This window comes from Dictyobacter halimunensis, assembly GCF_036245075.1.
In genome coordinates, this window is sequence record NZ_BSRI01000002.1 from 4457432 (window position 1) to 4469937 (window position 12506).

At 45.3% G+C, this 12506-nt stretch carries 8 protein-coding genes; 4 read left to right on the plus strand and 4 right to left on the minus strand.

The features are described from left to right. The first annotated feature begins 410 nt into the window (after window positions 1-410). The 3 genes from AABA21_RS32375 (at window position 411) to AABA21_RS32385 (ending at window position 2955) form a co-directional block, all read left to right on the plus strand. Window positions 411-662 (plus strand): helix-turn-helix domain-containing protein, encoded by a 252-nt coding sequence (locus AABA21_RS32375; RefSeq protein ID WP_338256623.1) that lies wholly within the window; start codon window positions 411-413, stop codon window positions 660-662. A gap of 320 nt (window positions 663-982) precedes the next feature. Then, entirely contained in the window at window positions 983-2401 is a 1419-nt protein-coding gene (locus tag AABA21_RS32380; RefSeq protein ID WP_338256624.1) for a helix-turn-helix domain-containing protein, read from the plus strand. Then, window positions 2398-2955, plus strand: a complete 558-nt coding sequence (locus AABA21_RS32385; RefSeq protein ID WP_338256626.1) for a flavoprotein — start codon at window positions 2398-2400, stop codon at window positions 2953-2955. The genes AABA21_RS32380 and AABA21_RS32385 overlap by 4 nt, the downstream gene beginning before the upstream one ends. Before the next feature lie 296 nt (window positions 2956-3251). On the opposite strand, the gene AABA21_RS39590 is transcribed toward AABA21_RS32385, so the two are convergent. The 4 genes from AABA21_RS39590 to AABA21_RS32400 form a co-directional block, all read right to left on the minus strand. Continuing rightward, on the minus strand, window positions 3252-3518 hold the full coding sequence (locus AABA21_RS39590) for a transposase (protein ID WP_420917181.1): 267 nt from the start codon (window positions 3516-3518) through the stop codon (window positions 3252-3254). Between the two features lie 201 nt (window positions 3519-3719). Then, window positions 3720-5063 carry a hypothetical protein gene (locus AABA21_RS32390; RefSeq protein ID WP_338256627.1) on the minus strand — a complete coding sequence of 448 codons (1344 nt, stop codon included), beginning with the start codon at window positions 5061-5063 and terminating at the stop codon, window positions 3720-3722. Beyond that, window positions 5060-6706, minus strand: a complete 1647-nt coding sequence (locus tag AABA21_RS32395; RefSeq protein ID WP_338256628.1) for an AAA family ATPase — start codon at window positions 6704-6706, stop codon at window positions 5060-5062. The genes AABA21_RS32390 and AABA21_RS32395 overlap by 4 nt, the downstream gene beginning before the upstream one ends. Window positions 6707-6780: 74 nt before the next feature. Beyond that, window positions 6781-8727, minus strand: a complete 1947-nt coding sequence (locus AABA21_RS32400) for an HsdM family class I SAM-dependent methyltransferase (protein WP_338256631.1) — start codon at window positions 8725-8727, stop codon at window positions 6781-6783. 413 nt (window positions 8728-9140) lie between these two features. Here AABA21_RS32400 and drmD point away from each other — a divergent pair, with 413 nt between their 5' ends. Beyond that, window positions 9141-12503, plus strand: coding sequence for a DISARM system SNF2-like helicase DrmD (drmD, locus tag AABA21_RS32405; protein ID WP_338256632.1), 3363 nt, complete (start codon window positions 9141-9143; stop codon window positions 12501-12503). The last annotated feature ends 3 nt before the right edge of the window (window positions 12504-12506 follow it).

Here is a 12506-nt window from a genome sequence, read left to right on the forward strand (position 1 = left end):
CCTGATTGGTATTGTTCTCACCTGAAGATATCTCTGTGTGGTGAAAATAGACATGACATCCTATCCACATTTCGTTATTACAAGGAATGCAGTTGATATATATGGTTCTATAACAGGTATGTTGTGTTAGAGGATGGTCGCGTCGGCGGTTTTTACGTTCGCATTTTTTCTTTCCTCCTTGAAACATACTAGAGACATACTGCCGTTGATATGTGCTCCTTCCTAGAGTTTGTTAAATGGCTGATGACTGTCATGGAAACCAGCGATCTCTGGACTTGTTTTTATATATCGTGCTTATTAAAAAATTTGGCTGTACATGTATGTTCAATATCCGATGTTCAATAGTATGAGTTTAGCATTACGCGCGTAGTTTCGTCAACCTAGCCCTCAGAATACAATGAGCAAAAACTATGGGAGCACATATGAAACCGCGATTGAAGGTAAAGGAACTTGCTTTGGCTAAGGGATATAACATGTCAAGCCTCTCAAGAAAAGCTGATGTAAGTTTTAGAACGATCAAGAGATATTTTAGAAATCCGTTAGATCCTGCGACAACGGACACATTAGGAAGAGTCGCGCAAGCCTTAGAGGTTGAAATTGGCGATTTGATAGAACTGGTTCCTGATGATTATCAGGAAAAGGAATCTGAAGGAGAAGAGTAGCTTGCTTCCGCGCGTTTCCTCTGGCTTGCTTTTCTGCAGTAGCCTCAAATTTATGGCTGATGATGCTATGAACCCCTGCCATCTGAAAATCAGTCATTATGTGCTGGAGGATTTCGCATTTCCTCTCAATTTGACGCAGTAATGTTGCAACTTCACTTGTCATAACCCTCTCTTTCTCATTAGATTGCTCAGGAATAAGGATACCTTGATTAAAGCCCGGATCACATGTCATTTTTATGACAAAAGATGCCACTCATAAGATAGTATGTTCTATGTTATAATTCATGGTGAAATTTACATTGTGAGGAGGAGCGTGGGGCATGCATGCAGCAAAGGCGAAGAAGCCGAACAAACAACTCCGTTTGCAGCGAGAGTTGCGTGGTTGGTCCCAGAAAAAGGTCGGACTGGAAATTGATACCAGTAAGGACATGATCAGTCGTTGGGAAACAGGAGAGAGAAGTCCAAGTCCGTACTATCAGGCAAAGCTATGCGCTCTTTTTGACCTCTCGGCAGAAGAATTAGGATTCATTGATCCCTCAAAGCAAGAAAATATACCCTTTGCACACGTTGAGCACTCATTTTTGATGCCAGATGTTGACACGCAGGATGCCTTTTCATGTATCTCACAGGCTGTTTCGCACGGTATCATAACTGCAGTGAAAGAGCTAGAAGAGGGTAGACACATGGATGCACGACGACGGCAATTTATGCAGCAGGCATTGGGAGCGACTGTGGCTTCTTCTCTCATCCCTGACACTGATCTTCTTGCAAGATTGGTCAGAGCGTTAAAGAAACCCGTTGGGGTCGATATGTCACTGCTGGCGCATCTTGAGTTGATCACCAAAAAGAATCGACAACGGTTCATCCGCTCCCAAAAGTCGGCGCTCCTTTTACACGATGTATCCAGACACTTAGAAATCATTACGCAGCTGTTGGAGTCGTCCCCTCCAGCACATGCCAATCATTTGCTGTGCCGGCTCGCAGCTGAAACCAGCCAGCTTATCGGTGATGTGTTATTTAACGCCGGGAACAATGTTGAAGCTGAGCGCTATTATAATGTTGCGTTGAAGGCATCGGAAGAATGCAATCAAGCGGTGCTCCACGCCGTTATCCTTGGCCGAAAGAGTTTTATCCCTCTCTATGGAGGTGATGCTGAGACCGCACTCCCGCTGTTGCAAGAGGCACGTATACAAGCAGCAGGCACAGCGGCAGATGTAGTGACCGCCTGGTTGTGGGCCGTCGAGGCAGAAGTCCAGGCTCGCCTGAAAAAGGCAGATGACTGTTTGCGGGCGTTACACCAATCCGAGCGATTGATAGAACGAGGGCAATCGGGTGATGTTTCCTACACCTTTGCTGATCCATTGTATTCCCCATTTACGCAATCGCACCTGCTTGGATATAAGGGGGCGTGTTATGTACGCTTGCAACAGCCGCGTAAAGCACAGAGATTTTTGCAAGAACGGCTCGCATCTATGGATGAAACGCGTATCCATAAGAAATCGATTACGCTTGTTGACCTGGCAACAACCTTTGTTCAGATGGACGAAGTGGAAGCAGCGTGCAAGCATGCTGAACAGGCCTTGACGATCCTTGAGCAAACGCGATCTGCGCGAGTCTTCCAACGCGTCCTCGCGTATCGCCATCAGCTCGAACGTCGGAAGGATACTACCCAGGTGAAAAACCTGGATGTGCGCATAGAAAATGTCTTGCCCTCTATCCAATTTCAGGGAGCGTTATGAATACATCTGATCAGCCTTCTGTTCGTGTGCTCTATGTGATTGCTTGTGGGAGTTCATCGGCATTTCTGACCCCGGATTTGGTACGATGTGCTCAATCAACTGGATGGACTGTGTGTGTCATTACAACACCCTCTGGCAGAAACTTTATTGATATTCCAGTACTCGAACAACTCACAGGATACCCTGTACGAAGTGAGTATAAAAAGCCAGAAGAGCCAGATGTGCTCCCGCGAGCAGACGCCATTATCGTGTTTCCGGCTACCTTTAACACCATCAATAAATGGGCGCTAGGGATTAGCGATACACTGGCCGTAGGTTTGCTCAGCGAGTATACGGGTTTGAATAAACCGATCGTGGCTGTCCCCTGTTTTAAAACGGGTGGCGGGTTGGATACCAATCCCGCCTTCAAGAGAAGTCTGCGCTTACTTCGAAAATATAAAATCCATGTCCTGTATGAGCCTCAGCTTTACCCTCCTAAGAATCGCGTTCCACCAGAGATTATCCTCGCGACGTTGAATGATGTCATCTATGAAAAGGCCCATAACAAACAATAGTAATAAATCTCTGGTTTGCGTATCAAAGGATACTACGAATTCTGTGAATGAAATACTGTCTCAAAATGTCATTTTTTTCGATCGAGATGTGTATATAAAACCTCACATAATCTCTTCGTTGAAGATTTTGTTGGCGAATAGTATCAACATCAATAATCAACGCGACATTAGAATACTCCTTACGTGTGCCAAATAGGGTGTAAAGCAAGACGCGTAAAATGAGATTGGCGTGTCTTTGCCTCGCGGTGTCGATGTCAACATTGTGCCGATTCGTACGAGATTAATGGCAACAGCGGTTACGACGCGTTGCACTGTGTCCTTTGCAATCCATCATAGCGCGAGCGGCGTAACTTCTGGATTCGCACTACTTTTGAGATTGTTTTCTCAACGCCAGTTCGTGCCTGATACGCTTGCCGAAACGCTGGAACCTCTTGTTCTTGCCGTCGCGTTTGTAAAGCTTCGTGAGTTCCTTGGGGCGCAGATGCAGCGCCCGACCAGTTGTCATGGAGCGCGTATAATCCAGCGCACCGGACAGGAGGTACAAGTCGCTGTCGCGAAGACAATTTTCATGCGTTCACCTGTCTGGCTCAGGCGAGCACTGCTGTGCTCTTGACAAAAAACTATAGAAGTGATACCAAAAACACTGCTTCTAAGGGATAATTCTATTGATATTTATTACTTGTAAGAAACGAGGCCTTGCATCTCACGTAAACACAAGGCCATCCTAGTTCTCCCTACTAAGGTTCATGTCCTGATACATCACTCTAATTCTTGGCTTCTTGTAGAAGTATATTTAATAAGTCATCTACGCGTCTGTCTCGCTCTTGGCTCTTCTCAAGGCTCTGCCCAAACCAGGAGTTAATTTCATCTCGCAATCCTCGCCAAGTTGCACTTTTGGGAACGTCTTTCTCCTTGAGATATGAAGCAAGCATCCAGGTTAGTGCAAACCCAAAAGGATCACGGCGTTGGTCTTCGTAAGCGAGGTAATAAAGAAGGTAGCGGAGAATATTATAGATTTCAGTGTCAACCTGGGTACCATGCTGCAGGACTCGCCCATTATCAAGAAAGTGGCGCATACGTCGAAAGAGGATATCGTGAATCCTGATGCTCTGATTATCTTTGCTCCAAAGATCTGGCAGCTGATAAATTTCCTTAAGCAACTCAATTGCTTGCTGTAGTGCGGGATCTTCGGCATTGACGTTATATTTTGCACGAAGCGGCCCTATATTGATCAACTGGTCATCTACACCTGGAGAGACCTCCAGGTAAACTTGTGCGGTAAGGTTATGACGATAGGGCAATGATCTCTTTTGCAATGGACGTGGCTTTCCTTTTTCATCGTGCAATGGATCTTTTGTGCCTTTAATTGACGAATTACATGTGTGGCAGATCGGAATCAGATTGTACGGATGGCAAGAGAAGTGAGGATAGGCCTCTTTGGGAAAGTAGTGATCAAGAATGCTATATTTTTTCTTTTGCCCCTCAGTATAGTAACGTGCTTGGTCACAAATGGCACAAATTTCCAAACCTTTGTTTTCATTTATGAAGAGGTCGAGCAGTTCCTGCCGCCCAAATGGTTGGGCTTTAGGATCACTAAAGATTTCTTCGGGAAGCTTTGCATCCCCGCCTGCATACATTTTGTAAAAGTAGAGAAAAAATTCACTGGCTCTTTGTTGCCATTTAGGAGCATCTTGTTTTTTACAGGCTTGAATCTTCTTTTCCTCTACAAAAAAGCTTTGCACAATAATTTGCCCGCTATTGTCGTGCTCTAAGAGCATATCTATCTCTTTTCGAATGCGTTCAAACCAATCTGTACGGAACTTCTGCACCTGCTTACTTACTTTCTTTTGCTGAAACGCCGTTGCAAAGTCAGTTAGTAGTGTATTCCTTAGTGAAGCATTTGAAGCAAAGTACCAATCAGCAATTACTTTGCCTCGTCCAGCAAAGGTGCCGCTATACTCATCAAGATAGGTAGCGCAGGTTTCTAGACCAATGTTACCTTTTGGTGTCAGAGAGGCATAAAGGAGCAAATCTATTTGAAGCAAGACAACTTCCCGTAGCCGCTGATAAGTGGTAGGTGGCAAATTCAAGCTGTGCAGTATACTCATGGTTCTAATCTCGCTTCGTTTCTTGAAGGCTGGCTATTTTGTTCATCTTCCAATGCGTATATCTCTCGACGTATCAAGAATCTTAGAGGTCCTGGGCCGACATTTTGTTGGAGTCGTTGTAGCTGTTCAATTTTCTCCTGTGTGGTTGTGGTAAGCAACCGGATACGCCTAATTTCTCCCTGGATGTATGAGATACTTTGTGCTCCTGTCGCACTCTCTGCTCCAAATATGTGAACGATGATATCGCTAGGATCAGTTCCCAACGTTCTCAGATTAGGGGGAGCAGCATATTCAGTGAATATGCCATTGCGTTTCATAACCCAAATATTGGTGTTATAAACATCGCTCAAGGTGATGCTAGAGTGAGTTGTCATGATGACATGGCTGTACTGGTCCTGGAGAAATTTGTTGAGCATACTTACAAGTTGGCGTTTCCAATAATCATTGAAGTGTACTTCTGGCTCATCAAGCAATATGAGTGCTTCGTTTTCTCTTAAGAGCGAGAGGGCACAAAGACGTCCAAGAAAGCTGACTTCGCCATCACTAAACCATTCGAGCATGTGTAAGGGTGCTCGTTCAGGTGGCAATAATGTTTTTTCTTCTCGTTCTTCGTCTGTCCTATAATCTCGTTCTAAGAAAAGGTTAACCTCGCTGAGGATGGCTTCCTTTCCATCATGAGGGATAGTAAGCTGATTAAGCCAGCGAAAGAAACGCAATGCGTTTCCTTGGAGGCTTACAAGTTGTTGGATAATTTCCTGGCGTAGACGACGGCTGTGCTCATCATAAAGATGGAAAACAAGTAAAACATCATTGCCCTGTTTAACAGCATATGTAGCCATAGTAATCATTCTTTGTATCAAGGATTTGTCATCTGGCGCGATATTTTCACTAATGAGGTGAATTTTTAGTGAGAAGCTTCTCAGAGCAGTTATTTTGATTTCCTTAAGAGCATCATTGAGTAAAGAAGAAGGGTGATTACGGGTATCGCCTGAAGTTTGCGGCGATATATCTATTGTTTCTGGGATATACAGGTCGATGAGAAGCCCACAAAGGATGATAAGCGGAAGCTGGTTATACTGGATAAAGAGAAAAGCATCTTCAATGTTCTTATTTTGTTCAACTATTGACTGGACTAGCATGGGTTCGCTTCTCTGGCTATGTTCCAGCTGGTACCATTCACGCAATTGACGTCCAAAGTCTGGCGCATTGATATTGGGCGGTGACTCTGTTGGATCGTCTTCTTCTACGCTTGTTTGAGCTGAGGGTAGAAGCCAGCCTCCTTCGCTACCACTGGTGAAAGCGACAATTGCATCAGGAAGGTATTTTTCGTCAATTTTATCACTGGGTCCATCGAAAAGGAAAACTTGCTGATCATCTTCAACATGAAGATAGAAGCGTTGTGTAAGACTTCCAGTCTGGTTAGTGATTGTGACGGTAATGGGATGCTGTGGATCTTTGTTTAGCCGATAGATGATAGAAAATTTGAAAGGCGGCGAGTCATTACTTCGACTAAGATGCTGGAAAAGATCCGCCAATAAATGGAGCAGTGTTGATTTGCCTGTTCCATTAACACCGACAATAAGGTCTAGACGATAAGGAGTATCGTGCGTAGATGATTCTGGCCGTAGATCACCTATAGGCATAGTAAGGTCATGAAGTACCTTATAGTGTTGGATCCAAAGATGGAGTATACGCATTATGTTTATGTCTTTCTCATTTAGTCTGTTGGAAATACTATTTTGCTATCCTTCTGCTCCCACGCGTGCTCGATATCCCTGGCAGTAATGCGGCGGTAATATGTTTTAGGGACGGTGTTCTGATCAGGCAAAATATTTACTCGAATAATCAGGCCTAAGCGCTCGAAGAGTGTAAGTGACGAGAAGATTTCGGGGACTGCTACATTATTTTCAAGTGCATCGATGAGCTGGGTGGATGTAAACGGTGCTGCATAGTTCTCGGTACTGAAGCGCAGTTTGATAGCGGCCCAAACTGTATGCTGTACATTTCCAAAACTCCAGGTTGGTTCAGTAATATTGACAATCTGTGGAATTTCGAACGGCTGATCCTGTTCAGACTGTGAAGGGGGTGGTGCATCGGATTCTCCTTCATCAGTTATAACTGATTCGGGCTGTGCTAGTGGGAAAGAGGAAGAAAACCTGTCGTCTTTGTTGTCAGGTATATATTGTTGGAAATAATTCTCTGGCAATAAGTTATCGTTATGTGCGCTTATTTCTGATATTGGTACTGTAATACCAATACAACGCCCATCGGGTGTGATAGCTATCATTTGGTCGGGATCACCTTGTTGGAAGATCATTTGTGTACGAGGAGGGGGCCAATTTGAATGTGGAAGCGGGATGTGTAAGGATTGATTCTCGCTGATCATGATGTGTAAAGTAGGTTGAGAACCTATTTTTTCATATTGGATGATTCGAATGCCTGTATTTCGTTGTGATTTAATGATGCATCCAACATACTCATCATTTGCATGGACAAAGTGATATGAAATAGGCTGCGCTGGATTATCTATGTGCTGTAGGATATCTTCACGGCCAGTCATTTGAGCAGCTGTCTCTATAAGCGGGAAGTCGTTGAATGCTGGGCCATAATCTGGCGATTGTGTGAGATCGCGTTTCATTCCAGGCTCATAGCCATCCTTTTGTGCTTGAAAGAACCAAACTGTATCACGTGGTTGCTTATTAATGAGCAGTATATATGCGGTTTCTTCTGTGAAAGGATTAAGAGCATCCGCATTCAATTGGATGACCGCCTGAACTTCCCTATCCTCTATAAGAGACCTCCTTACAAACTGGGATTTACTTGAAGCGCGTGTAACAGTACTTGTTGATACAATCAATGCGCCTTTACCCTGGGCAGAAAGCTTCCTCTGCAGCAGATAAGTAAAAATATTGTCGCTGTCTAATGAGAACTCACCTTTCCTGCCTTGGCTTTTGGCTCGTCTCATTTCTTGAAGAAGTTCCTGAAATTGCGATACTTCTATACTGACGTCCAGCGGTGGAGAGATTGCGATACGATCAAATGTATCCCGCTCTAACTCTCCACCAGGACCACATAGACGAACGCTATCGCCGATGTGGATTTTTACATGCGTAGCAGCTACCTGATGAAGTAAAAGATTGGCAAGGGCAATGCGAGCCCAATTTGGCGAGATTTCTACTCCAACAGTTTTCCCTTTTTGTGTGTTACTTCTTCGCGTTGAACGCCCTTGATTACTGCGTTTATCTTGGTACCGTTGAATCAGAAAACCACCACTGCCACAGGCAAAATCGGCAAAACTATGTTGTGGTTTGATCTGAAGGAGATTGATCATAAATTCAACGATATGTCTGGGGGTTGGATAACTTCCTTCTTCACGAGAACGAGATGTATAGAACAATACATGAGTATTGAATAGCTCAGCAATACCCTCTTCTATGCTCTGGCTGCTCATCTGCTGAGCCGCAAACCGGAGCCGACTTGTAAGCCATTCATCATCGGGGTTATAGCGTACTTTGGGTTTTTGAGGTCGTTCCACATCAAAAGGCCAAGTAATGTCTGCAATAAGCAATGTTGCAATATACTCAATGATTGCCAGATCGTTGCCAACATTAGCTCGCCGCAATCTTTCCCAGATTTCGTCCAGTATCGGGCGCACTTCCGCCATATATAGCCTGGCTTTCTTTATATATTCTTATATTTAAGATAAGTAAACGCTCATCTCGTAGCACAGCAGTATAGTTAATTGCAAGTTATTATATATAATATGGATAAAAACGTCTATAATCAATCCTGCCTCAACAATTTCCAAGAAGCTTTGCTCTCGTTTCTGGCATTCTTCCCGCCCCAAACTCTACAATTTAAGTAATGATTGGTTAATAAGATTAAGACCAGAAAAATGGAATTGTATTACTTGCATATCTGATACTATCCAATTATACTTATGTAACAGGAGATCGATACGCTTTAAGTTTGCAGAAATAACGCTCTATTTTGTCTATGCCTTTATGTTTAGTGTCTCTCTACTCATTATTTTCAGTAAGTTGTCTGTCTATTTTCTTTATGAATAATAAATAGGAAGTGGGGCCTCCAATCGTTACCAGCACTCAAACCTCCACTCGCCTCCCCCGTGTCGGGCAGAAAGTATTTTTGCGCAATCGGCCAGCATCGGTTCGAGCAGTAATCCCACATGAACATAGAGATGGAATGCTGCACGAGGTGCAGGTTGATTATCTTGATAACTGGTCCTACCCTGATAGCGATACTGTGATTTGGGAATTGGAAAGTGTCAAGCGAGTTCTGGACCGTCTAGCGATCCCTCGTGTTGATGAGTTCCCTCCTGACGATCCCAAGCTTCTTCAGGCATTCCTCTCAGCATATCAGTGGAGCGCGGTAAATCGCCTGGCTGCGAGTTCCAACGACGAAGCAAACAAAAATGAGTTGCGCCTCATCTCTTCCTGGCAGAGCGCCGTTCAGGTTGAAGATTATCAGCTCTACCCTGTGATTAAGTCTCTATTGATGCCCCGCATCTCGCTTCTGCTGGCCGATGATGTAGGTTTGGGCAAGACGATTGAGACGGGGTTAATTCTATCCGAACTATTTGCACGTCGCCGTATTCGTCGTGCTTTGATTATCTGTCCTGCCTCTCTACAACTGCAATGGCGCGATGAAATGCGAGAGAAGTTTTATCTCGATTTTACGATTGTGGACCGCGATGAGACCTTTAAGTTGCAACGCGAACTGGGTGTAGACAGTAATCCCTGGGCCTCATATCCGCGCATTATTACATCGATGGACTATTTACGCCAGGGAGACGTGCTGGCTTCCTTTAAAGCTGCAACAGAGAACCTGGTCCGTAATTTCGACGCTTTGCTTCCCTGGCAGATGCTAGTCGTTGATGAGGTACATAATCTCTCCCCTGCTCGTTTCGGGGATGATAGTGATCGCAGTAGTATGCTGCGGCAGCTTTCTCCATATTTTGAACATCGCATTTTCCTCTCAGCAACACCTCATAATGGATATACGAGCTCTTTTACTGGCCTATTAGAGTTGCTGGATCCTGTGCGGTTTCAGCAGCGCCCTTATCTTGATGATGCAGATCGGCCACAGATCCAAACTGTTATGGTACGTCGCCTGAAACGTGATTTTGACGAGATGGGAGAGACTGATCGCTTCTCCCATCGAACGGTGCAACGTTTAGGGATTCAATTGTATCCACAGGAACAAGCTCTATTTGCTGCACTACGTGAATACCGCAATGCCTTATCATCTGTGTTGCGTGCACGTAGCCCCCGTGAGAGACACCTCGGCAGCTTTTTGATTAAGCTACTGACAAAGCGATTGCTATCAGGCTCCTATGCTTTTGCCCGCACATGGTGGAGTCACGTTGAAGGACTCGAAGATATTGCTGAGAGTCAGGATGAGGCGGTGACGGCAACGGCCGTGTCGCGTGCAGAAACAGTGATGACTGATGATGAAGAACGAGGCCTGCGTGAGGAAGATGCGACTCGTCAGACAGGTGCCTGGCTGCGGCGCTATGCCAGTTATTTGACCCAGGAACGCCGTGCTGTGAGTGAGTGCCTGGAGAGCCTCGGTTGGAGTTCGCAGGTGATTCAAAACCTTATCCGGGATGAGAAGTCTCTACGAGAAATCGCATTACCTGCTGATGCTCGTTGGGAGAGTTTATGGAGTTGGATACAGTCTTATCTGATGCAGGATTCCCATTTGCGTAAAGATGAGCGTCTGATTATTTTCACCGAATATAAGCATTCTCTCGACTACCTTATGGAACGCCTCCGACGAGAGGGGTTATGGGATGGGGTGGAGGATAGCAATTCTCCTGTCGCGTGTCTCTACGGTGGGGCTGGCAGCCAACTACGGGAACGAGTAAAAGGGGCGTTCAATACAGAGGAGCATCCGCTTCGTATTTTGGTGGGAACTGATGCGGTCTCTGAAGGTATCAGTTTACAACGTCACTGCCGCTACGTCATTCATCAAGAAATCCCCTGGAATCCGATGCGCCTTGAACAGCGTAATGGTCGCGTCGATCGACATGGCCAGGAGAGGGATGTCTTTGTCTTTCACTTTGGTAGTGATGATGAAGACGATCTGAAGTTTATGCAATCAGTTGTTGCCAAGGTAGATACGGCACGTGATGATCTGGGCAGTGTGGGACAGGTCATTGATGCAACGGTTGAAGAATATTTTACGCAGGGTCTATCTCAAGCATCGGAAGTGCTGAATGAACGTGTAAATGACACCCTGGCAGTGGCCCAGGATCGTAAAGATATGCAGTCTCGGGACTACGGTGGCCGTGAGGATTATGAGCAGGCGATGAATAAGCTCTATCAGACAGAGATGGAAATGCATCTTTCGCCTGAAAATGTAGCACAGGTATTGGCCTGGGTGGTTGAGCGTGAAGGTGGAGATCTCAAGCCTGTTCCGGGAGATGAAAAAGCATATCGTCTGACGGTGCCGAAGAGTTGGAAGAAACTAGTTGATGAGACCATTATGCAGGAAGAAGGGCATGTCCACCGTCTTCCTAAGCTCGTATTTGATCCGAGCTATTTCGAGGTTACAGAACATTCTCGCAGGATTTTTAAACCGCGTAAGGATGCTGTGCTGATTCGTCTGGGGCATCCTTTGATGCATAGAGCACTTGGTTCCCTGCGGCGTCACCTATGGGACGACAAAGGCGTGTATCGCTGGACCGTTCAGGGAGCGGAGCTGCCAGTGGGACTCAATGAAGCGCTAATCTTGCATATGCAAATAGAGATCACCAATGAATTTCGCGAAGTGGTACACCAGGAGATTGTGCCGGTAGGATTTACGGTTCGTGGCTCACATTTGATCTCAATGGACAACAATTTGCGCCAACAAATACAATCGTGCTCACATCATCCTTTTAGCGACACCACTTTTGACCAGCAGATTGATCATGTACGTGAGCATTGGGATGATCATCTGACGATATTGCGGAGTCTGATTCAGACGATGCGTACCCAATACCAACAGGATTTCACCGTGCGCATGCAAACACGCCTTAAAGAAGAGCGTCAGCGTGAAGAGAAGCGTTTTGCATCGCGCCTGCGTGAGCTTGAGCGCCTCCAACAAACGCAGCATATCGAAACACTCAAAAGAGAATGGAATGTATCCATTTCAGAGAAGGTACGCCTGGAGCAGGAAAATCAACAGCTCAGTTTCTTGCCTGAGGTAGAGATTACACGGCAGCAAGAACTTATTACACAAAATCACAAAATCAAAGCACTGGAATTTGACATGGAGCAGGCCCTGCAACATTTTAAGCAGCTACAATACGCAATCACGCTAGAAAAAGAGCGTGTGATCACAAAAATGCTGCCCAAGAGATATACCCTGGCGACTGTGGACGTTCAGCCATTGACGATTGAGTATCTGGTTCGCTCAACTGGAAAGGAACAGTGATAA

What these genes read in the sequence shown, in the direction of transcription:
- AABA21_RS32375 (WP_338256623.1), top strand. Translation starts at nt 411, where the DNA reads ATGGGAGCACATATGAAACCGCGATTGAAGGTAAAGGAACTTGCTTTG.
- AABA21_RS32380 (WP_338256624.1), top strand. Translation starts at nt 983, where the DNA reads ATGCATGCAGCAAAGGCGAAGAAGCCGAACAAACAACTCCGTTTGCAG.
- AABA21_RS32385 (WP_338256626.1), top strand. Translation starts at nt 2,398, where the DNA reads ATGAATACATCTGATCAGCCTTCTGTTCGTGTGCTCTATGTGATTGCT.
- AABA21_RS32390 (WP_338256627.1), bottom strand. Translation starts at nt 5,063, where the DNA reads ATGAGTATACTGCACAGCTTGAATTTGCCACCTACCACTTATCAGCGG.
- AABA21_RS32395 (WP_338256628.1), bottom strand. Translation starts at nt 6,706, where the DNA reads ATGCCTATAGGTGATCTACGGCCAGAATCATCTACGCACGATACTCCT.
- AABA21_RS32400 (WP_338256631.1), bottom strand. Translation starts at nt 8,727, where the DNA reads ATGGCGGAAGTGCGCCCGATACTGGACGAAATCTGGGAAAGATTGCGG.